This is a genomic window from Megasphaera sp. SC8-1, from assembly GCF_024436295.1.
GTDB lineage: Bacteria > Bacillota > Negativicutes > Veillonellales > Megasphaeraceae > Megasphaera > Megasphaera elsdenii.
Genome location: NZ_JANFQH010000003.1, coordinates 32,782 through 55,881 on the forward strand (window position 1 = coordinate 32,782; position 23,100 = coordinate 55,881).

The following is a 23,100-nucleotide window of genomic DNA, read 5'->3' on the forward strand; positions in this document are numbered from 1 at the left end:
CTACAGGATTCGCGCGGGCTCGCCACATGCGAGCCCCTACAGCCGCCTGCGGCTAACTGCGGCGCTGCAGGCGCCTACATGGCAAAGAGGTCGATCTGTTCATCTTCGGGAAGATCGCCCAGGCAGCCTTCCTGGCTCATGACGTCGACCAGGGACTGGGACACTTTGCCGCGCATCTTGAGGTCGGCCTTGGAGCTGAACGGCGCCTGCTCGCGGGCCGATACAATCTGTTCGGCTACGTTGGCGCCCAGGCCGTCGATGGCCGTAAAGGGCGGCAGGATCTTGCCGTCGCAGATGGTGAACTTCGTCGCCGCCGAGCGGTTGATATCGACGTTCATGAAGGAAAAACCGCGCAGGCTCATTTCCTTGGCCAGTTCCAGCGCCGAATAGAGGTCCTGCTCGATCTTCGATGCGCTCTTGCCCTTGGCGGCGATTTCCTTCATGGCCCGTTCCTGCCCTTCCAGGCCGTGGATCATAGCCGACAGCTTGAAGGCCTTGGCGCGAATCGTGAAGAAAGCGCAGTAGTAGGCCAACGGCTGGTTGATCTTATACCAGGCGATGCGGAAAGCCATCATGACGTAGGCCACGGCGTGGGCCCTCGGGAAGAGGTAGCCGATCTTATGGCACGAGTCGATGAACCACTGCGGGATATGGCCGGCTTTCAGCTCCCCTTCGTAGTCCGTCGTCTTCTGGCCCAATTTATTGAGCTTGTCGATGCCCTTGCCCTTACGGACATTTTCCATGACCTTGAAACTCGTCTTGGGCTTGATGCCGTGCTGGATGAGATAGTTCATGATGTCGTCACGCGTCGAGACGGCTTCCTTCAGGGGAACCGTGCCCGACGTAATCAGGTCCTGGGCATTGTTCAGCCAGACGTCGGTGCCGTGGGAGAAACCGGAAATGCGGACCAATTCAGAAAAGGTCTTGGGCTTGGTGTCGACGAGCATCTGGCGGACGAAAGACGTGCCAAATTCCGGGATGCCCAGGCTGCCGACTTTCGAGCCCAGCTCTTCCGGCGTCACGCCCAGGGCCTTGGTCGAACTGAACAGGCTCAAGGTGGCCGGGTCATCAAAGGGAATGGTCGTCGCCTTGATGCCGGTCATATCTTCGAGCATACGGATGACCGTCGGATCATCATGGCCGAGGATGTCGAGCTTGACCAGACGGCCTTCGATGGAGTGATAATCGAAATGGGTCGTAATGATGCCGCTGTCCTTCTTGTTGGCCGGGTACTGGACGGGCGTGAAATGATGGACGTCCATATCGCGGGGAATGACCATGACGCCGCCCGGATGCTGGCCTGTCGTATTCTTGATGCCCGTGCAACCGGCGACGAGGCTGTTGACGTAAGCGTCATTGACCTTGATGCCCTTGGCTTCGGCCCACTTCATGACATAGCCATAGGCCGTCTTGTCCTTCACAGCACCGATAGTCCCGGCGCGGAAAACGTTGTCCTTGCCGAACAGTTCTTCTGTATACTTATGGGCTTTCGGATGGTATTCGCCAGAGAAATTGAGGTCGATATCAGGGACCTTGTCGCCGTCGAAGCCCAAGAAGATAGCGAAAGGAATATTATGGCCGTTCTTATGAAGTGGCGTACCGCACTGTGGGCAGACCTTGTCCGGCAAGTCGAAACCGCCGCCCACTTCGCCGTGCGTAAAGAATTCGCTCCACTGGCATTTCGGGCAGACATAATGAGGCGGCAAAGGATTGACTTCGGTAATATCCGACATGGTCGCCACGAAGGACGAGCCGACAGACCCACGGGAGCCGACGAGGTAGCCGTCATCGTTGGAGTGCTTGACCAGCTTGTGTGCAATGTAATAGAGGACGCCGAAACCATGGCCTAAAATGGACGTAAATTCTTCTTCCAGCCGGTCTTCGACGATTTTCGGCAGCGGGTCGCCGTAAATTTCATGAGCCTTTTTATAACACATGTTCTTCAGCGCTTCCGATGACCCGGCGATTTGCGGGAAATAGAGCGTTTCCTTCGGTACCGGCCGGCAGTCGGCAATCATATCGTTGATCTTATTGGGGTTGGTAATGACCACTTCCCGCGCCCGTTCTTCGCCGAGATAGGCAAATTCCGCCAGCATCTCGTCTGTCGTGCGCAGGTACAGATCCGGCTGAAATTCGGCATCCTTGAAGCCCTTGCCGGTCATGAGGATTTCCCGGTAAATCTTGTCTTCCGGGTTCATGAAATGAGCATCACACGTGGCGACAGTCAATTTCCCCAAATCATCGCCGAGCTTGAGAATCGTCCGGTTGATGTCGCGCAGGCCTTCTTCATCGGCGACGAAGCCTTCGCGGACGAGGAAGCCGTTGTTGGTGAGGGGCTGGATTTCCAGATAATCGTAGAACGACGCGATTTTCTTCAGCTCTTCATAAGGCAGCTTCTTCTGGACCATGGACCGCACCAGTTCGCCGGCTTCACAAGCCGAACCCAGGATGAGGCCTTCGCGGTATTCCGACAGGACCGCCCGGGGGATGCGCGGCCGGCCGCGGTAGATATATTTCAGATGGGAAATGCTGACCAGTTTATAGAGATTGCGGATGCCGATCTGGTTCTTGGCCAGGATGATGATGTGGTACGACTGGTCGATCTTATCGTCAAAGAGATAGCCTTCCATGCCGTAAATGACCTTGACGTTGTTGGTCTTATCCGTCGAAATTTCCTGGAGCAGCGGGAACGACTGGACGACGCCGTGGTCGGTGACGGCGACGGCCGGATGGCCCCACTTCTTGATAGTCTTGATGAGCTGCTTGACCGTGATCAGGGCGTCCATGTCGCTCATGACCGTATGCAGGTGGAGTTCGACGCGCGGCGTCGGATTGTGGTCTTCCCGTTCCACCGTGCCGCCGTCGGCTTCCATCATGTCGTAGGCCATGAGGACGTAGTCGTTCTGGTAATTATCATACTGGATATTGCCGTGGACCCGGACATAGACGCCGGGCTTGAGCTTCTTGACCAGGTTGTCGTATTCTTCCGGCGTCAGCGTATTCTTGCGGCGGTACTTGCCGCCACCGCCCTGATTGCTGACGTCGAGGAACTTCTTGGCCGAAATACCGTTGGTGCTGTCGGCCATCTGGAAGGTCAGGAGGGTACGTTTCGACTTGAGCTCGCGGAACTCGACCTTGACGACCTTGCCCTTGAGGATGACGTCGTTCTGTTCCTCGCCGAGGACGTCGTTGATGGAGACGGCATCGCCGCCAAAGGCCCGGCCCATCCAGACCCGGCTGTCACTGCCAGTCTTGGTGCCGCTGCCCTTGCTGCCCTTCTTGGCGCTGCTGTCGCCGCTCTGGGACGCCGACTGGCAGGCCTTCTTGTAATCGGCATCGTCGTACAATTCATCGTCGACGTCGTAAATGGCATCATAGCAGTCTTCGTGGGGAATCCCGTAGCCTTCCATATCGTCAGTGGAAATATCGGCGACCTGACGCAGCGGGTCGTTGTCGGGTACGGCCAGGGACATGTCGCCGCCGTGGAAAACAGACGTCACGCGGTGTTCGACAGATACCGTCCCATCCAGGCCCAATTTGCGGCAGACCCGGTCGCGGAGCAGGTCCATGTCGCCGATAGCATAAGGCGACTCGGTCTTGACATGCCAGGCATGGCCGGCCAGATCCGCCGCAATCGAAGCGATGGTCACGGAACGCCCGCCATCGGCGGGAATCAAAATATCATTTTTAGGAACAATATGCCAGACTTTCATATATTTTCCTTTCTATGTCAACTACTCCCGACTAAAGTCGGGAGCTTGTAGGTCGGAACTGCATAGGTACTAACGGCATCAAAAGATGTCTTCCTAAATCCGCCTACATCATCGGGTGGCTGACAACACCCGCTTTGCTAAGGAGTTTACTCCGAAGCAGTTGTTATTCTTTCATAATGAGGATGGTTATCTCCGGAAATCCACATAGTTCCGAGGAGTTGGATATTCATAGCTCCGATACGGTCATCGTTAGATCTGTAACCACACTGACAACGATATAAGTGTTTGTGATGGTCACGGTTTTCTTTGTGGATAGTACCGCATTTGGGACAACGTTGAGAGGTATACTGAGCAGATACCATCAGAACTTCGGAACGATTTTCATGAGCCTTATAGGTCAAGAATTGCTCCAACTGATAGAACGCCCAGCTGCGCAGGTCGTAATTTTGTTTAGCCGTTTTTGAAAGATGGGACTCTTCGAAGCTAACACCGGTCAAATCTTCAAGCACAAACAGCGTATCTTTGCCGTATTTTTCAACGAGTGTCTTAGAAATCCGATGGTTTACATCAGACATCCAACGGTTCTCTCGTCCTGAAATGGCCTTGAGTCTATGCTTTGCTGATTTTGTGCCTTTAGACTGGAGCTGGCGGCGGACTTCCTGAAATTTATGGCGTTTAGTAGCCATCTTCTTACCAGAGACGAATTCAGTTTTGCCCTGTTCGTCGTAACTAACAGTAAGAAAACGTAATCCACGGTCAATACCGACAACGTGACGGACGTTTTCTTTCTGAAAATCTTCGACAGCTTGGGTTACGGGAATATGGAGATACCATAAACCTTTGAGTTCGACCAGTTTTGCTGTTCCAAGGTCATAAGCGCCATCAAGATATTCCGCAAAATGCTTGCCCTCAAAGGCGCATTTAGTTCTTTTCCCGAGCGTATTGATGGACAGAACCTGTCCGCTATCAACGAAGCTATAATCACGATTGCGAACCAAGTCCGCTTGTGGGCGGCTAAAGAACACAGGCTTCCAAAGCCATTCCCATGTCTTGGCGATGCGTTTCCAGTTGCCATTCTCATCCTTATATCTGTAAGGATTTTGGAAGAGCTGTTGTTTTACCGTCTTATATCTGGCAATCGTCGTCTTGATAGAAGACTGGGCCAGCTGCGATTTCAGACCGAACTGGCTGCGCAGGTCACTGTACAGCTCTCTGTTGAGACTTTGGTAGGTCATGTTAAATCGGTGGTCGAAGATGTACTGCGACACGAAGTTACAAGCCTGACGGTATTGTTCCGTCATCTGACGGAACAGCGTCTCTTGTTCGGGAGTAACGTGTATACGAAGTTTTATCGTTTTAGTTAGGCTAGACATTTTTTCACCTGCCTTTCTAAAATCTATACTACTTCATTAAAATTATTATATCATAATTTTTTTGCTAAAAGTCTATTATTTATTATTGAAAGGAGGGGAGGTGCGGCTCCTCTCATGACTAAAGTCACGAGTCTCCGCCGCACCATGAAGATGAATAGGGGATTCAGGCGGGCCGCCCTTTGGGACGGCCCCTACGAAGCGGTCTGCGGGCCGCCTTAGCAGGACGGTCCCTACGAAGGACGGCTCCTACATTAACCGATGAGTTATTCCTCATCGGCCGTATCGGCCGTATCGGCTGTATCGGCCGCCGGGACATTGAAGTCCATCATGTCGTGGGGCGCGTTGAGAAGCGGGTCCTGCGGTTCCAGGTCGGCCGTGCTGACGACTTCTTCGCTGTCGTCGCCGGGCGTGAGGATAATTTCATCATTCGGGTCGTAATGTGACTCGATGGTATCGACATGGCGGTCGCCGTCGCTGTAAGCCACGGTCCGGCGGATAGTCACGTCGTGGCCGTCATAGCCTTCCTGCTTGCGCTTATCTTCGGTCACACTGTCATCGTGCTTCTTGATGACCTTATGGGGCAGGTTCTGGAGATGCGTCGTTTCAAAAGATACACTGCACGTATCGGCATGATTGCCCAGGATGTACGTCGTCACCGTATTCTTGCCGGCCACCGTATAGACACAGACCGGGTGCTGGAAGGGATTGGTAAAGGAGAAGTCCAGGCCGTCATCGGCGACGGTCGCATCCATGCCGACGGGCACATACGCGGCCGGAGCGAAATGCGGTTCCCGGCTGGCAATGAACAGACCGGCCCGCAGTGCGGCATTAAACAAAGTCGTGCTGACCTGGCAAACACCGCCGCCGGTGGACTGTTCCAATTTATTCTCGAAATACGACGGCGCCGGCTTATAGCCCTTGTCCGCCGTCCGCGTGCCGACATACTTATTGAAAGAGAAATCCTTCTGAGCCATGACGACGGCGTGGTTCAGGCGCTGCTGGGCCAGGCGGATGTTGACGTTGCGGTCCGGGTTGGTGTCGTCAAAATGCGTCGTATAGTACGACAAGACCGTGTCGATATCCTTGAGGTCATCGGCCTTGATGTCCGCCCCTTCCCGGCTGTCTACGGGAACGTCCAGGGTATCCGTCTTGCCCGTATGCAGTTCATCGGTCACGGCGTCCTTCAGCTTACCCGTATTGATGACGATGCGGTCCTTGGCGTCTTCGATGGCAACAGTCTTCTGGTCATCCTTGACATAGGCATAGGCATTCTGCGGGTCCTTATCGTACTTGTCGTGGACATCGGACAAGACCTTATCCAATTTATCGTCGTTGACGGCAATGGCCAAAGGCACATCCTTGCCATGGCGGAGCGTCGTCACCACATCGGCCACGCGCTGCCAGGGCAGGCCCCGGCGACCGACGAGATGCAATTCATCGTCGATATAGGCCCGGTCCAATTTAGCCCCCAGTTCATCGAGATCCAGCGTCACATCGACACCGTCCGTCGCCAGGCGCAGCTTCTTATCTTCTACATCCTTTTCATGGAGATCCAGATAATTGGTAATATCATCGGACGTCATATCGGCAATGGATTGGCCGTTGAGGGTCACCATCTGTTCCGCCTTGCTCTGGGCCGCAAAAAAGCCGCCGAATCCAATCACACACAAAGCGACAATCACAGCCGCCCGCTTCTTCCAGGCCGGCCTTTCCTTTTCCGGAGGCAGCCCGTGCTTTTCCCGGTACCGCCGGCGATATTCCTTCATCCGTTCTTTCCGTGCTCGTTCTTCGTCAGTCACATTCTAACCTGCCTTTACTCATTATATTCATTTTATAGCTCACGCGGCATTAAAATGCCGCTTCGTAGGGGCCGTCCCTACCTGCAATACAGGCAAATGAGAGGGCCTATATCCTCGGGCGACGCCATGCCGCGGCGGATATGGAGCTGGAGCGTAAAAATTTGGCAAATACAACTTTCCAACTCTTCTATTTTCCAATAAGATGCCACTTTTTGCAAGTGGTATAAGACATATTTTACACTGCGGCCCTTATTGATGGTCTGCAAAATCTGTTCACACTGGTGCTGGCCGGCATGGGCCCGGCGCAACTCCTTATAGGCCAGGAGCAGGCGCAGGCGCGACAACATATAGCCGGTATTCTTCAAAAACGCATCTTGCCGGCTGAAAAGGCCTTCCAAAAAAGGCAGGGTCTTGTCCCCATTGCGCCGCAAAAATTCATCCATAAAAGTGAACAAATTCTTTTCCATCGTCCCGGCAAAGAGGTCCTGCAAATCGGCCACATCGACGCTCTGCCTGTCGTCGGGCACGGTGATGCACAACTTTTCCAGCTCCGAAAAGACATATAGCAGGGAAATATCACCCCAAGTCTGGAACAGAGCCCGCAAATAGGCTACCGCCCGGCTGGTCAGATGCTTGCCCTTGCCTTTCAAATAGTCCGTCACATAGGGCATGACCGTCTTTTCCGTCACCGCTTCCGCCGCCACGACGTCGGCCATGGGCTTCAGGGCCTTGAAAAAAGCACTGCCCGTATCCATCTTGCCCTTAGTATAAAACAAAAGGCTGTTCTCGTCACTGAGCCGCCGGGCTTCATCCAGGAACCACTGCTCTTCCTTGGTGAGCTTACTCCGCGACCGGCCGCCGCGCTTGAGCGGCAGAAAGGGACAGTCATACCAAATCGTGACTGTCCCACTGCTAAAGAGACTCGCCCCCTGGAAGGATTCGACGACTGTCGCCGCTACAGCATCCTTCTGGAAAGACTGGACCTCGGCCTCGCCGCCGGCCCGCTTATTAGCAGCCGCCAGGAAACGCCGGCGCCCGTCTTCCATGACATAAGGTTCTGTCCCATAAATAATCATTATATGTTTCTTATATTCCATGATTGTTCCTCATCAAAAGTAGCTACCTGCCACTGTCCCCGCCAGCGATACAGCCGGATCTGACCGTCCCGGCTCGGAGTATAACAGGGCCTTCCATGAAATGCCGCCGTTTCGCCCCATTCCGTCAAGGCCTCATCGCCGCGGCGCGAAGCATAGACAATGGTCGCCATGGCCGATACGGGGAAATCCCGGCCATTCCAGCCCGCCAGGGACCGAAATTCCAGACACAACGGCCCGTCGGGAAAAGCCGACGACGCTGACGGCAGACAGCGAAAAGGCACGTCCTCCGCCCCTTGCTCCGGCAGGAAATCAAAATGGCGCCGCAGCAAGGCTAGCGTATAGCCTGCCCCGTCGCCATCGACACGACATTGGCGAAGACGAAAGACACCCTGAGCCCGCAAAGCCGGCGTCACGACGACAGTTGCCTGGTCGGGGTTGGCGAATCTCGACTTATTATACCATATATCGGCCGATTTATCTTCATAAATGACAGCAGTCACCTGGTCCCGTCCGGCATCGAGGACTAAGACTTCGGGCCCAGACGGCCGCAGGAACCATGCCGCTGCCAGACAAAGGGCCAGCCCGGGACCGATGCGCCTGCGAAAAGCCGGACAAAAGCCAAAAGCTACGACCAGATACCAGGCCAGCACAGCCAAGACCGACGGCTGCCCGCCCCAGAAGCGGCTCCCCGGCAGGGCTGCGATGAAGGCGTTGCCCTTCAAAGCCAGAGCCAACAAGGGCTTGATGAGCCACAACACCATATCGGCACCGACGCCCCACAAGAGGGACAGGACCGATGCCAACAGACCCAGGACCATGACCAGGTCCAAGGCCGGGGCTACCAGAATATTGGCAACCAGTGAATAGACGGGAAAGGAAAAGAAAGCCGAAAACAAGAGGGGCACGACTAAGATCTGCGCCGCCACGCAGACTGTCAGGCAATCCCGCAAAAAATCAGGCAGTGCCGAAAACCAGGCACTGACAGGACGCTGAAAGAGGATGATGCCGGCCGAGGCCCCGCAGGAAAGGCGAAAACTCAAATCAAAGACCAGATAGGGACTGTAAATCAGCATAGCCGCCATGGCCAAAGCCAGGGCATGACCGGCCAAATACTCGCGCCGCACAGTCAGGCTCAAGGCACTAGCGGCACCCATGAGAGAAGCCCGGACGACAGGCGACGAAAAATCCGAAAGCGCTCCGTACAGGAACAAAAAACTCACAGAAACCAGGCACAAACCGCGCGGGCGCAATCCCAGGGCGCGGCCCATGAGCTGGATGACAGCCAGCAACAATGCCACATGGGACCCGGACACGGAGAGGATGTGAATCAGTCCGGTCGTGCTGAACGATTCCAGCAGGCCTGGCGGCAATTCATCGTAATGACCGCCGAAGAGCAGACTAGCAAGCACAGGCGCATAGGATTCGCCGAGGACAGCCTCATACCGCCCGGTCAGTGCCTGGCGCAAGGCCTGCAAAAAAGAGTCCCAGCGACCCGGTGGAGCCGTCACGGACACCTTTTTCCCATCATCGGCAAATAAACGCAGCCAAATCGCCTTTTCCCGGTCGCGATGGAATGCATCATACATGCCGTCGTTCTTATAATATGTCAAAGGCCGGCTGTCGCCCGTGACGACGACTGTACTGCCCAGGACCTGCGGCTCAGGCAAAGTCACGTAGGCACAACCACTTCCCGGCTGTACGTCCTCTTCTCCGGCATAGGCATAGCGCCGGACTTGCATGACATACCTTCCGACAAGGCCCTTCTCCGTAGCATAAGTACTGCGCCGCTCTTGCAGCGTCCCTTCTACGGTCAACTTGGCCCCGACAGCCTGATGCGGCAGGGCTTCATAACGATTCGCTTCCAGCTGGAGACGCCCCACCCCCAAGACCAAAGCAACCAGAAACAGACAGACGGATAGGACGACACGGCTTCGGGACCGGAAAAAGAAGATTCCCGACAGGGCCAGCCAAAAGATAAAAAGCCAAAGAATCAGGGGCAAAGTGAACGCATCGGCCAAGATCATCCCTGTCGCCAAGGCCAGGACCAGGGACAAGCTGACCCATTCAGGTTTAATGTTATGTCTATGTCCCATCATAAGCACACCTGGTCTTTCAGCTTGGCAAACTTCGCCGGGCCGATCCCTTTGACTTTCTGCAGCTCTTCGATACTGCCAAAAGAGCCATGTTCCTGACGATAAGCGATGATGTTGGCCGCCATAGCCGGTCCGATGCCAGGCAGCGCCGTAAGGGCCTTTTCATCGGCCCGGTTCAGAGATACCTTGCCGGCTTCTGCCGGATTTTCGGGAATCCCCTGGAAATCATAGGGCACGTGGATATGGGCACCGTCGTCAGCCCGGTCCGCTAAATTGACGGCTCTCGTATCGGCATAGGCGATCATGCCGCCAGCTGCTTCTACGGCTTCACCGGCCGTTTTTCCCGTTTCCAAGGCGTAGAGCCCGGGATTCTTGACAGCCCCCGTGACATAGACAAAGGCTTTTTCCGGCAGCGGTTCTTCCACAGCCGGCGGCGGCTCGCTAACAAGGGACTCAAAGACAGGGGCAAACTGGAACAGGGCTACCCCCAATAAGACCAAAGCCAGGACTACCATTTTCTTCATGCTTATCACTCCTATACATATGATTATATATGTATAGTATGCCCCATTTTTCAGGTCTTCTTGGAAAATTTAATCGTCCTTTAATCGAATTTGGCAAAATTTAATCATTCTCTCATTTACCAGCTGCTCCTGGATTTCCAGAAACTCTTGCGCAGCATGACCAGGAGGGTGAAGATTTCCAGTCGTCCCAGGAGCATGGACAGGCAGAGGATGGATTTGGAGAAGACCGAGAGTTCGGCATAGGTACAGGTCGCGCCGGTGATGCCGAAGGCCGGTCCGATGCAGCCCATGGTGGAGACGCTGATGCCGATGGCGTCGAAGGCACCGATGCCGTCGAAGGTCAGCAGCAGGGCCCAGAGGGCGATGAACATGAGGTAGAGGAAGCAGAATTGGGCGACGCGGACGACCGTGTCGTCACCGATGCGGTGGCCGTTCATGTTCAGGGCGACGACCTGGCGCGGATGGAGTTTGGCCTTGGCAGCCTGCCAGATGTAGCGCACCATAATGACGACGCGCGAGACTTTGAGGCCTGCTGCTGTTGATCCGGCACAGCCGCCGGAGATCATGAGCAAGAGCAGGATGCCTTTGGAGAAGGATGGCCAGCGGTCGTAGTCGGCCGAGACGAAGCCCGTCGTCGCGATGGACGCCGATTGGAACGACGAATAGCGCAAGGCCGTAGCAGCCGATACGTCAAAGCCATCCATGAGATTGATACCGATGAGGGCGGCCGCCACAGCGATGATCAGCAAATAGGCCTTAAATTCCGTATTGCGCCAGAGGACGTGCGCGCCTTTCTGCCAGGCTTGGTAATAGAGGCCGTAGTTGCCGCCGGTGAGGATCATGAAAAAGGTCATCCAGGCTTCGACGGCCGGGCTCTCGAAGTGAGCCGCACTGGCATTATACGTGGAAAAACCGCCGGCCGAGACCGTCGACAAGGCGTGGTTCAGAGCCCCGAGGAAGTCCATGCCGCAGAGGAAGAAGATGACGAAGGCCGTCGCCGTAAAGGCCATGTACATGCGAAACAGGACCTGGGTCATGTCATGGAGCCTGGGCAGGACCCGTTCCCGCGTAGGCCCTGTCGATTCGGCATTGTACATGTAGACCGTCGACTGGCCCGCTTCCGGCAGCAGGGCGATAAAGATGACGACGATACCCAGTCCGCCGAGCCAGTGGGTCAGGCTGCGCCAGAAAAGGAGGCTCTGCGGCAGGATCTCCAAATCGGGGATGACCGTCGCCCCGGTTCCGGTAAAGCCGGAGATGCTCTCGAACAGGCCGTCGAAATAGTTCAGGTAGCCGCCCAGGCAATAAGGCAGCATCCCCAGGAAGGTCGCCAGGAGCCAGCCCAGGCCGGTGATGGCGATGCCTTCGCGCATGGTCAGTTTCTTCGTCCGCACGTGGCCGTAACGCAGAAATCCCCAGCCCGCCAGGGCACAGGTCCCCATCGTGCCCAAAAAGGCCAGCCAGCTGTCTTCGGCAAAGACCAGGGCCATCACCAGGGGCAGGGTCATGACGCCGGACTGGGCCCAGGCGATTCTTCCTAAAAATTGACAGATTACGTGTAAATCCATAAGCTTCCCTTCAAAAAAATAAAATCCTTTTTATTATACCATGGCTGGCGAGAGAACCGCAAAAAAACAATCATTCCATAGATTCTTGTATATATGTTATAATAAGAACTACTATTGAAATTAAAGACTTATCCTGTCAGAAAGGATGACGCCCATGACTTATGACTATACCCAAGATTTGTTGAAATTTATCCAGCGCAGCCCGTCGCCATACCATACGGTCCAGGCCAGCCGGACCTATCTCGATCAGGCCGGCTTCCAGGCCCTGGCCCTGTCCAAAACCTGGCACCTGGCCCCGAACAGCGCCTATTATGTACCCCTCTATGATTCGGGCCTGGTCGCCTTCCGCACGGGTTCCGATGTGCGCCGTCACCTGCGCCTCAGCGCGGCCCATACGGATTTCCCCTGTCTGCGCCTGAAATACCGGCCGGAACTGCGCCAGCACGGCTATCTCAAGCTGAACGCCGAAGTCTACGGCGGCCTGCTGCGCGAATCGTGGCTCGACCGCCCCTTGTCCCTGGCAGGTACCGTGGCCCTGCAAAGTAAGGATGCCTTCCGGCCGGAAGTCCGCCTCATCGACATCGGCCGGCCCGTCCTGACCATCCCCCGCCTGGCCATCCACATGAACCGCCAGGCCAACGACGGCGTCGCCCTCAATCCCCAGAAGGACCTCCTGCCCGTCATGGGCCTCGATGACCAGGCCTTGACGAACCACTTCTTCCTGGATTTCCTGTCGGAAAAATGTCACTGCCTGCCGGAAGCCATCTTATCGTATGACCTGACGGTCTATCCCTGTGAAACGGGCTGCTCCCTGGGCTGGCACGATGAATTTATCTCGTCGCCGCGGCTGGACAACCTGACGTCGGTCCTGGCCTGCCTGATGGGGCTGGTCAAGGAAGATAGGGCCGACGGCCTCAACGTGACGGCCCTCTTCGACAATGAAGAAGTCGGCAGCCAGACGAAACAGGGTGCGGACTCCCAGATCCTGCCGGGCATCCTGCGCCGCATCTACCACGCCTTCGGCTTCACCGACGACGACTTCTCGGCCGACCTGGGCCGGGCCTTCATGCTCTCCGTCGACGTGGCCCACGCCATCCATCCCAACGTGCCGGAAAAATGCGACGTCACCAACCAGCCCGTCATGGGCCATGGCGTCGCCCTGAAGATTGCCAGCAGCCAGCGCTATGCCGGCGATGCCACAGCCGTGGCCGTCGTCAAGGCCTTGTGCCGGGAAAATGAAATTCCCTATCAGGTATTCATGAACCGGTCGGACATCCCCGGCGGCTCGACCCTGGGCTCGCTGCTCTCGGCCAATCTCCCCCTGCGGACCATGGATATCGGCATCCCCATTACGGCGATGCATTCCTGCCGGGAACTGATGGGCGCTGCTGACGAGGAAAGCCTGGTCCGCCTGATCCGCGCTTTTTTCGGCCATAAATAGGTTTCCATCCCCCATGCTTCATAAATCTATTTGTTTTAAAAATGCGGTTTTATACGGTTGACGCTTTTGGCTATCCATATTATAATGACTAATGTATAGTACATTACGTTGTACACGGTACATGATACTATATCCCAAAAACCTTGCATAAAACAGAGATTTTGTATACAGAAAGAGTGAACGCGCATGACTTTAGGACAAGAAATCAGGTATTATCGCAAAAAAAGGGCTTAACCCAGACGGCTTTCGGTGCCCTCTTCGGCATGTCCAAACAGGCCGTCTATTCTTGGGAAACGGGCCTCTATTCGCCGGATATTTCCGTATTGCTGAAGATGGCAGACTTCTTCCAGATTCCCATCTGTATCCTCGTCGGCCGACCGGGTATGTACTGCAAAGGCAGTGAAGAACACGGCAATAACTGTGACTTCTGCGCTTCCATCACCGAAGACGACAGCCTCATCATCCGGGCTATCCACGCCTTACCGCCGGAAAAGCAGGAAGCCATCAAAACCTTATTGAATATCAATGAGAAAAAATAAAGCATCACAAAAAGAGGCTGTCGCACATGCGACAGCCCTTTTTTTAGGGGTTAGTGGTTAGGGGATGCAGAAGCCTTCGTGCGACAGCCCCTACGAGCCACGAATCACTAGCCACGAGCCACGAATCCATGGTATGATGATAAAAAAAGTAAAGGACGATGTGTTATGGAATCTCTTATCCGCTCGGTCTATGGCCGGGCTGACGCTGAATATGTCATCAAGAAGTCCCGCTTCATCGCGACGGTCTGCGAAGTGAAGTCCGAAGATGAAGCATCTGCCTTCATCGACGAAGTGAAAAAGAAATACTGGGATGCCCGCCACAACTGCTCGGCCTACCAGGTCGGCCCCGACGGCCGTTTCCAGCGGTCCAGCGATGACGGCGAACCGGCCGGCACGGCAGGACGGCCCATCCTGGAAGTCCTCAAGAAGCAGGGCCTGACCAATACGGCTATCGTCGTCACCCGTTACTTTGGCGGCATCAAGCTCGGTGCCAGCGGCCTCATCCGGGCTTACAGCCATACGGCCGCCCTGGGCCTGGAAGCTGCGGATATCGCCGTCTATACGCCGTTCACGATCCTCAAGGCGACTGTCGCCTACCCCCTGGTCAGCACGATGGAACGCTTCGTCCCCGACCACGGCGGCACCATCACGGACCGCCAGTTCGCCGCTGACGTGACCTTCACCATGGAAGTCCCCCAGGACGAAGCCGCCCCCTTCGCCGCCGCCCTGACCGACACGACCAGCGGCCGCGTCACCTGCCAGAAAACCGGCACCCTCGTCAAGCCGGTGGTTAGTGGTTAGTGGCTCGTGGTTAGTGTTTCGTATGGGCGACCTAATGGCCCGCCGCGAACAGTTGGCGATATACAAATGGGGCTGTCGCACGATGTTTTTTCCATCATGCGAGGCCCCGTTTATCCTACGCCTTATACCCGGTCATGAGGTCGACGATGTTTTCCAAGGGGTCGCCGGTCAGGTAGCGTTTGAGATTATCCGCGGCGATGCGGACGATGTAGTCGTGCGTCGCCTGGAGGTGATAGCCGCCGGAAATGTGCGGCGTAATGTAGATGCCTGGCGTCTTCCACAAGGAATCTGACGACGGCAGCGGTTCCGGGTCGGTCACATCCAAAGCAGCGCCGGCCAGATGGCCTGCCACGACGGCATCGCGGAGTGCCTCCTGGTCGACATTGGTCCCGCGGCCGACGTTGACGAAGTACGCCCCTTTCTTCATGGCGCCAAAGCGCGCCGCATCATAGATGTGATACGTTTCCGGCGTATCGGGCAGGCACGAAGCGACAATGTCGGCCTGGGCCAGGTAATCATTGAAATGGGCCATATCCCCCATTTCATCGGCTTCGGGCGGTACGGCTCCCTGACGGCGGCGCAGGCCGATGACGTGGGCCCCCATGGCCTTGACGCGCTGGCCGAAGTTGCGGCCGATGTTGCCGAATCCGACGACGACGACGGTCGCGCCATAGAGGGACGTAACGGGCCCTTCGTCGCGCCATTGCGACTGATGCTGATTATCATAATAAAGGTACAATTTTTTCATCATCGCCAGTGTCTGGGCCAGCATGTGTTCTGACAACGCCAGGCCATAGGCGCCGGTCGCATTGGTCAGGGTGACCCCCATTGGCAGGACGCCGGGCTGGCAGTATTCGTTGGCACCGGCACTGTTGAGCTGGAGCCACTGCAGCTGCGACGCTTTCTTCACCAGGTCAGGAGCTATATTGCCAATGATGACATCTGCTTCTTTCAACGCTTTTCCGGCCTGCGTCCCGTCACCGGGACAATAGCAAAAATCCGCTTCCGGAGCGGCCATTTCCAGCCACTGTTTCTGTTTTGCATCGACATCCATGACAACTAAAATATTCAATAGAATCACTCCCTATTGCTTTTTTTGTTTCGCGGCAATGCGTTTCACCGTTTCTAACGGGCATTGGGCAATGTGCGCAATGAATTCATACGTCACGTCTTCCTTCAAGAGATCTCTGACAATCTGATCGACACTGCACGGTTCTCCGTCCGCATTGACGAATGTGCCCATTTTTCCCGCCTCCTCTGCCATTATAACACAATAAAAAGGCCTGCATATATATTGCAACAAGAATCATCCTTCTTTCTTAAGGAACCGCTGCCAGTCCTAAGAAGGCCCTAGGTAACAGCCGTCAATTTCTATTTTATTATAGCTTCTCAATAAAGAAAAAGATAGCACCCCATGATAGCTGTAACAGAACTGTGCCAGCCCGGTCATATTCGGGGGCTATATCTTCTTGGATTGACAAGTTCCGTTTTTGTTCTATACTAATAGACAGAGTGTAATCGCAAAACGACCGCACGAAGGGGTACACCACCTTGGGTGTAAACTTTCGTGCGGTCTTTTTTGTCAGGAGGTCTTTTTCATGAAAGAAGCATCACAAATGCAGCGCGGCCTGAAGAACCGTCATCTCCAGATGATCGCCCTGGGCGGCGCAATTGGTACCGGGCTGTTTTACGGGTCGGCGTCGACCATTTCCCTGGGCGGGCCGTCGGTCATCGCAGCCTATCTCATCTGTGGCATCGTCATTTTTCTCATCATGCGCATGTTAGGGGAAATGGCCGTCGAAGAGCCGGTGTCCGGCTCCTTCAGCTATTATGCCGACAAATATTGGGGCCCCTTCCCGGGGTTCATGCTGGGATGGAATTACTGGTTCTCTTACGTCATTATCAGCATGGCTGAATTGACAGCCGTCGGCATCTACGTCCATTACTGGCTGCCGGACCTGCCGCAATGGGTCACGGCCCTGGTCTGCCTCATAGCCATCACCTGTCTCAACCTGGTCAATGTCCGGGCCTACGGCGAAACGGAGTTCTGGATGTCCTTCATCAAGGTGGCGGCTATCCTGGGCATGATTGCCCTCGGCGCCTGGCTCATCTTGCAGGACAGCCGGCCGTTCCCGCAGAATTTCAGCAACCTCTGGGCCTACGGCGGCATCCTGCCCAAGGGCATCTGGGGCTTCTGCCTGGCCATGGTGACGGTCATCTTTTCCTTCGGCGGAGTCGAACTCATCGGCATCACGGCAGGCGAAGCGGAAAATCCCGAACGGTCCCTGCCCAAGGCCATCAACCAGATCATCTGGCGTATCCTCGTCTTTTACATCGGCACGATGGTCGTCATCATGACTTTGTGGCCGTGGAACCAGATTGGCACCCAGAACAGTCCTTTCGTCCAGATTTTCACCAACGTCGGCTTCCCGGCAGCGGCCAATCTCCTCAACTTCGTCGTCCTGGCTGCGGCCATTTCCGTCTATAACTCGGCCATTTACGGCAATTCCCGCATCGCCTTCGGCCTGGCAGAAGAAGGCAACGCGCCGCAATGGTTCAAGAAGCTGTCGTCCCGGGGCGTACCGGTCCACACGCTCTGCCTCTGCTCGGGCCTGACCTTGTTCGTCGTCGCCGTGACCTATTTCTTCCCGGGAAAAATCTTTATGTATTTCTTGTCCCTCACGGTCGGCGCGACCATCGTCAACTGGATCACCATCATCGTGACGCACTTAAAATTCAAAGCCTACTGCCGGAAAACAGGGCAGACGACGAAATTCCCGTCCCTCTGGTATCCGGCAGCCGACTATTTCTGCCTGGCCTTCCTGTGCTTCATCGTCCTCATGATGACCCAGATGCCGGACATGCTCACAGCCGTCCTCATCATGCCTGTCTGGCTGGCTATCCTCTGGTGCTGCTGGCGCCGCCTGACCCTGGCACCCATGATGACACACACCATGCAAAAGCCTTAGCACAACGCTGCCCAGTCTGTTGAAAATGGTTGCCCTTATTCCATAAATCTCCTTTTCATCCGTATAATATTTTTACTATAAAGGGGCTGTGCATGATAGCCTATGCTTTCATGCAACAGCCCCTTCTCTATTGGCTAAACATACTTAAAGTGAACGTACCCTCGCCTACAGAGGCGGGGGCTTCCTGCTTCAGCGAGAACAGCACCACTGACTCTGAAGAGTTATGGCGACTTACACTCTCTCCACAGGCGTAAGTTTCCGTGCGACCCACGGTACTCTATGCGTTACATTAGGCGGCGGATATGCGCCTAGCTTCCTCTCTAATATTTATAGCAGCGTTCTTATCTCTGTCATGATGACTGCCACATTTCGGGCAATCCCATTCTCGTATAGACAAATCTTTCGTTTCATTGTTCTGGTAACCGCAAACATGGCATAGCTGACTACTAGGATACCATTTGTCTATCTTGATAAACTGTTTACCTTGCCAAGCCAGCTTATATTCCAACATGTTTGTGAACATATTCCAGCCATTGTCGGCTACAGATTTACCAAAACTGAACTTACCACCTTTCTTGTGCTTCGCCATAGCTTTGACGCTGATATCCTCAATACCTATGGCATCATAGTGGTCTACCAAGTAGCGGGCTTTTTTGTGCAGGAAATCGCGGCGTTGATTGGCAATTTTTTCGTGGAGTTTAGCTACCCGTAACCTTTGTTTATCTCGGTTATGACTTCCGTTTTGCCGCTTAGAAAGTTTTCTTTGTGCCTTGGCTAATCTTTTCTCGGCTTTCCTCAAGAAATGGGGATAGTCCGCATCCTCTTCATCGGAAGCCACATATAGTCCGTGCATGGCAAAATCAAGTCCAAGAAATTTCTTCGGCATTATAGGGAGTATTTGGTTTTCGTACTCCACCAAAATACTGATGTAATATTTTCCTGATGATGTTTTGCTTATGGTTACAGTCTTTATCGTGCTGTTTTCCATCAATGGACGATGCAGGCACAATTTCACCAAACCTATTTTTGGCAGCCTGACCTTGTTCCCCTCGATTCTTACAGAACCGTGTTGGTTGTTCGTAGAATACGAAGCATGACCTGTCTTTTTCGATTTGAAGCGTGGCTTGCCAAAATGCTTTCGATTTCTAAAAAAGTTATTGTATGCTTTGTTCAGGTTCATCTGTGCATTGGCAAGAGCAAGGCTGTCGACTTCTTTCAGCCAAGGGAATTCTTCCTTGTACTGTGCAGGAGTATTATTCAGTTTCTTACCGGTTTCCTTATAGTAATCAAGGCGGTCTCCAAGCATCTTGTTATAGATGAATCGGACACAGCCGAAAGTCTTGGCAAACATAATTTTTTGTTCAGTTGTTGGATAGAGCCTGTATCGGTATGCCTTATTCACTATAATCACCTGCCTTGATTTTCTATGTATTTTCGTATTATGGGAGCGCCGCCTGTTGTCAGCAGGCAATAGCTTTTTGACCAAAACATTTCCTTTCAAAGCTTACATCTGACTTCCGGAAAATCTTTTTTCTATGTGGACAAATATACCTTTTGCATATTGGCTCATCTGATCAGAAAACACTTTGCGGCGGTATTTTACCACTAGAACCAGCTGGTAATAGAATAAGAATACTGAATAGTTATTACTATCCAATTTCTTAGTATAATCAATTCTTTCTCATCTACGACTGATTATACTACAGAACTATCTACAGAGCAATGGTATGGCTCAATTACTTACGTAAATTCGCCATACCCGCCTTCATCCCCCACCTAAGAGGTGGAGGACTTCTGGCGGATTAGGTTAATTTATTTTGCTTGGCAATGTCAGCAATAGCTTCTAAGGATAACTTAGTATACTGAGCAATCTTTTCAAAAGGTACGCCATCTTTCAGCATTTCCAGTACGTCGTCTTGTTTTCCTAAATCCCAACCACGTTTTTCTCCTACTTCTTCCCCCAGTTTACGTCCGCGTTTTTCTCCTCGCCGTTCCCCGCGCCGTTCAATACCTTCGCTCAAGTTACACATTGTCGCCACTCCTTTCTCTAAGTGCGGTGTCATTGTTACGTTAAATTCTTTCGCCAATACTTTCTGCTTTTCTTGAGGACTGATGTTATCCAAGAGCAGCATGTTTAGCAACCGCAAAATACCTTTTAACTGCCTATGGCTTTTGCTTCCCAGACAGACCAAGACGATACTGATCAAATCGTAATGACTCCGCTCGGCCTGGGTATGCCCGATTAGATGTTTCTCAGTCAGTTGGTAACGTGAAATATGGTACTCCCATTTTTTCGTTGGCATCGTGCAGATCCAGATGGAATAGACCTTCTGAATTTTTTCATAATGGGATTTTACGAAAACCGTGCCATACTGACTGGAAATCATGCGACCGCAATAGTAGACGGCCCGCTTTAGCAGCGGATAGCCCGGGTTAAAATCGTTCTGCGCTTCCAGATTAATGATGAGTTGAATCATTTTCCCATCCACGGGAGCTACGGCATGGAACCGGATGTCGTAATACACCGTTCCTTCCGCTCCAGATTTGTCTTCCGTCTGCTCACTTTCGATGCGTGGTGAAATGGTTTCCGGTTCCACGGCAATGCGGCTGATACTCGGTTCGCCCTGGATATAGCGCCACGCAATATCCAGCAAACTACAATCCTTAAATTCTTCCGTGCAGGACTTGAGGATATGGGCCATGATTTCCCGTTCCGAAAGGACCCGCTTGCACGCCTCGTCATACGCTTTCTTTTGCGCTTTGGCCTGTTGTGCCGAATCGGACATGATGTCACACCTCCAGATTCACTTTTATTGTATAATAATCATTTCCGCTCCGCAATAGAACGGCTTCTGATTCTATCATACACTACCAAACAGGGCCCGCCAGAAATTCTAATCGTCCTTTAATCGAATTCCCGAATATTTAAGGAACCGTTAATGTAGATTAGTGCCTATCGGCCGGGCGAAAAGTCGTTCATCGAATTTTAGAGTTGAGGGCCCCGCAGGCCGCATTCGTAGGGGACGGCCAAAGGGCGTCCAGCCACGGCTGTCCGTTTTGGCAGCCGTCCTGCACCTCCCGCTGTTCGGCACCTGACGGGCCAAAAAGGCCGCGTGAATCCTGGGCATAGCCGGAATTTATGACGAGTGGTACACGGTCGTAATACAAAAATAAAAAACGGGCTTGTCGCACGACGACAAGCCCGTTAAAGTTGTTAGTGGCTAGCAGTTAGTTGTTGGCGGATGGCTTTAAGCGACAGCGCCGTTTTTACTTTACGCTTTCTTTATATTGCTTCTAGCCGTAATCTCGAAGGGGATCCGTTGTTCCCCGACGGATTTCTTGATGAAAATGTTGATTGCCGTCGACATGCTCATGCCGATGGAGTCACAAAATTTCTCAAAGTCTTTTTTCAGATCCGCGTCGACGCGAATACAAATCGTTGTCTGTGCCATGATACCCCTCTATTTCTTGCCGACGTACTGACGGATCATTTCTCCCTGTTCCTTGACCAGAGCTTCCAGTTCGGCAATCTTCTTATCCTGCTGATCCACCGTATTTTCCAGGCTTTCAATCTTCTTAGCCATGGCCGTCTTCGACGTCGTGATGCCGCTGCCACCTTGACCAATCTTGAAGCTCAAGCCGGCGTTAAACATATTTTCCCCGTTGCCGAAATTCGTACCCAGACTGAACATGGTATCTTCATTGGGACGATAGAAGGCACCCAAAGCGACACTGTTGGCATTGCGGTAATTGCCGTAACCAACGGCGAAATCCCACTTATCATTAGGGTCGAAGTCCAATGGATGAAGCGCTGCCAAAGCAGCCGCACCAGCACCGACCTTGTTGACGCGGTTATCGAGGTCAGAAACGCGGTTGTTGATGTGGTAAATGGATTCCGTGTTGGCAGCGACCTGATGATCCAAAGCCGTTATGTTTTGGCCAGCTGTGTTAGCCTGTCTGATGAAGATTCCGTCCTTTTCGACTCTCGTTTCCTTGTAGACGGTCCCGGCATTGACGGCGTTCTTAGAGCCTTCCTCAATCGTGGTGTTGGCTACATTCTGGATGGTCGTGTCTTCCCGCAGCGTAACGGTCTTGCTGTCGTCACCGTCATAGTTGACGGCGTTCTTGGTCGCAGCTTGCAACTGGTCTTCCGTAGCAGCCTGACCGGACGTAATGTTCTTGGCGTCCCAGGTCTTGTTAGTCAATCCACCAATCGTGCCTTTGTCATCCTTGTTGATGGTGACCTTGCCAATGGCAGCGGAACCTGTCACTTCGAGGTCTTTTGTTGTAATCTTATTAGCTGCTGTAACTGAATCGACATTCAGATCTTTATTCAGGGAAATCTGATAATTCGCTGCTTCTCCCTCTTTGGCAATATTTTCAACAGAAAGATTAGCATCTTCCGTTGATACAATAGTATGCTTGCCTGCAGCTTCTGACGCATATTTAATGGCTTCGTCAAGTTTTCCAATGGAAGTCGTGACGTCTTCACCTTTTTTAACGTACTTCGTGCTGCTGTAGTCAAGATTCCCCACTTTGTTATCTACATGATTGACAGCATCTACTACGGTCGTTTTACCTTCAGCATTTTTAATATCTGCATTCAAATCCGTTACATTGCCTACATCACTGGCTTTGGCTACATCCGTAATCCGGACGGTACCAACTTTTCCCGTCTTATCTACAACGTCTATCGATACGCCCTGCACTGACTGGCCATCCTTGTCTGTAATAGTACCAACGGCATAATCTCCAGCCGTGATATGTGTATCATTGGCATCGGCTGTGGCCTGTGTCATCGCTTCGTGGAGCTGAGCTTCCGTAGCAGCCTTTGTAGACTGAGAATAATCTTTCGTTTTATCCCAGGTCGTATTAGACAAACCTGTAATCACATTATGCTGACCGTCTACAGTCACATTACCAGAAGTAACAGTTGTGGCTTGCAGACTGTTGAGACCTGTAATGTCTTTTGCAAGACGAATATTCAAGGTATCATCATCTTTTCTTACAACACCAATGTTAGCAGCGTCAACAGTTTCGGTCGCTCCTCCGACAATATTAAGTTGCTCATTCAACTTTCTCGATATGACTTTGCTATTATCTGACTTTCCGTCATCACCAGCAAATGTTAAACCATCCGTACTTTTAGCCAATCCGTCCGTATTTAAGCCAATCGTATATTC

At 53.2% G+C, this 23,100-nt stretch carries 17 protein-coding genes and 1 pseudogene; 4 read left to right on the forward strand and 14 right to left on the reverse strand.

Annotation, left to right across the window (positions count from 1 at the left end; all coding sequences use genetic code 11):
• Positions 1-74: 74 nt before the first annotated feature.
• The 7 genes from NOS26_RS00285 to NOS26_RS00315 all read right to left on the reverse strand — a co-directional run bounded on the left by NOS26_RS00285 (position 75) and on the right by NOS26_RS00315 (position 12,167).
• Positions 75-3,713: a PolC-type DNA polymerase III gene (locus tag NOS26_RS00285; RefSeq protein ID WP_014016395.1), complete on the reverse strand. Its 3,639-nt coding sequence runs from the start codon at positions 3,711-3,713 to the stop codon at positions 75-77.
• A 146-nt stretch (positions 3,714-3,859) separates the two neighbouring features.
• Positions 3,860-5,086, reverse strand: coding sequence for an RNA-guided endonuclease TnpB family protein (locus NOS26_RS00290; RefSeq protein WP_106699276.1), 1,227 nt, complete (start codon positions 5,084-5,086; stop codon positions 3,860-3,862).
• Positions 5,087-5,349: 263 nt separating this feature from the next.
• Positions 5,350-6,885, reverse strand: a complete 1,536-nt coding sequence (locus NOS26_RS00295; protein ID WP_255917092.1) for a VanW family protein — start codon at positions 6,883-6,885, stop codon at positions 5,350-5,352.
• A gap of 77 nt (positions 6,886-6,962) precedes the next feature.
• The gene (gene holA / locus NOS26_RS00300) at positions 6,963-7,982 is read right to left on the reverse strand and encodes a DNA polymerase III subunit delta (RefSeq protein ID WP_074787245.1); all 1,020 of its coding nucleotides are present in this window, start codon (positions 7,980-7,982) and stop codon (positions 6,963-6,965) included.
• Positions 7,961-10,078, reverse strand: a complete 2,118-nt coding sequence (locus NOS26_RS00305) for a ComEC/Rec2 family competence protein (protein WP_074787243.1) — start codon at positions 10,076-10,078, stop codon at positions 7,961-7,963. Before NOS26_RS00305 ends, holA begins: the two co-directional genes overlap by 22 nt.
• A complete protein-coding gene (locus tag NOS26_RS00310; RefSeq protein WP_074787241.1) occupies positions 10,075-10,599 on the reverse strand; it encodes a helix-hairpin-helix domain-containing protein in 525 nt (174 codons plus the stop codon). Before NOS26_RS00310 ends, NOS26_RS00305 begins: the two co-directional genes overlap by 4 nt.
• 116 nt (positions 10,600-10,715) lie before the next feature.
• Positions 10,716-12,167: a TrkH family potassium uptake protein gene (locus NOS26_RS00315; RefSeq protein WP_027894808.1), complete on the reverse strand. Its 1,452-nt coding sequence runs from the start codon at positions 12,165-12,167 to the stop codon at positions 10,716-10,718.
• 154 nt (positions 12,168-12,321) lie between these two features.
• Between NOS26_RS00315 and NOS26_RS00320 the strand changes: the two genes are divergently transcribed.
• From NOS26_RS00320 to NOS26_RS00330, 3 genes are all read left to right on the forward strand, one after another.
• Entirely contained in the window at positions 12,322-13,608 is a 1,287-nt protein-coding gene (locus NOS26_RS00320) for a M18 family aminopeptidase (protein ID WP_014016387.1), read from the forward strand.
• A gap of 176 nt (positions 13,609-13,784) precedes the next feature.
• Positions 13,785-14,147: a helix-turn-helix transcriptional regulator gene (locus tag NOS26_RS00325; protein WP_255917093.1), complete on the forward strand. Its 363-nt coding sequence runs from the start codon at positions 13,785-13,787 to the stop codon at positions 14,145-14,147.
• Positions 14,148-14,312: 165 nt separating this feature from the next.
• On the forward strand, positions 14,313-14,948 hold the full coding sequence (locus NOS26_RS00330) for a YigZ family protein (protein ID WP_170101404.1): 636 nt from the start codon (positions 14,313-14,315) through the stop codon (positions 14,946-14,948).
• 115 nt (positions 14,949-15,063) lie between these two features.
• Here NOS26_RS00330 and NOS26_RS00335 read toward each other — a convergent pair whose 3' ends face one another.
• Positions 15,064-16,020: a D-2-hydroxyacid dehydrogenase gene (locus NOS26_RS00335; protein ID WP_255917094.1), complete on the reverse strand. Its 957-nt coding sequence runs from the start codon at positions 16,018-16,020 to the stop codon at positions 15,064-15,066.
• Positions 16,021-16,032: 12 nt separating this feature from the next.
• Positions 16,033-16,191, reverse strand: a complete 159-nt coding sequence (locus tag NOS26_RS00340) for a hypothetical protein (protein ID WP_255917095.1) — start codon at positions 16,189-16,191, stop codon at positions 16,033-16,035.
• Between the two features lie 355 nt (positions 16,192-16,546).
• Here NOS26_RS00340 and NOS26_RS00345 point away from each other — a divergent pair, with 355 nt between their 5' ends.
• Positions 16,547-17,917, forward strand: a complete 1,371-nt coding sequence (locus NOS26_RS00345) for an amino acid permease (protein WP_255917096.1) — start codon at positions 16,547-16,549, stop codon at positions 17,915-17,917.
• A gap of 289 nt (positions 17,918-18,206) precedes the next feature.
• Here NOS26_RS00345 and tnpB read toward each other — a convergent pair whose 3' ends face one another.
• The 5 genes and pseudogenes from tnpB to NOS26_RS00370 all read right to left on the reverse strand — a co-directional run bounded on the left by tnpB (position 18,207) and on the right by NOS26_RS00370 (position 22,905).
• Complete coding sequence (gene tnpB, locus NOS26_RS00350; RefSeq protein ID WP_255411320.1) at positions 18,207-19,328, reverse strand: IS200/IS605 family element RNA-guided endonuclease TnpB; 1,122 nt, start codon at positions 19,326-19,328, stop codon at positions 18,207-18,209.
• Positions 19,325-19,592, reverse strand: a pseudogene (locus tag NOS26_RS00355) (transposase). Before NOS26_RS00355 ends, tnpB begins: the two are co-directional and overlap by 4 nt.
• A 127-nt stretch (positions 19,593-19,719) precedes the next feature.
• On the reverse strand, positions 19,720-20,703 hold the full coding sequence (locus NOS26_RS00360) for a hypothetical protein (protein WP_014016380.1): 984 nt from the start codon (positions 20,701-20,703) through the stop codon (positions 19,720-19,722).
• Between the two features lie 486 nt (positions 20,704-21,189).
• Positions 21,190-21,369: a type II toxin-antitoxin system RelB/DinJ family antitoxin gene (locus NOS26_RS00365; protein ID WP_014016379.1), complete on the reverse strand. Its 180-nt coding sequence runs from the start codon at positions 21,367-21,369 to the stop codon at positions 21,190-21,192.
• Between the two features lie 9 nt (positions 21,370-21,378).
• Complete coding sequence (locus NOS26_RS00370) at positions 21,379-22,905, reverse strand: YadA C-terminal domain-containing protein (protein WP_255917097.1); 1,527 nt, start codon at positions 22,903-22,905, stop codon at positions 21,379-21,381.
• Between the last annotated feature and the right edge of the window lie 195 nt (positions 22,906-23,100).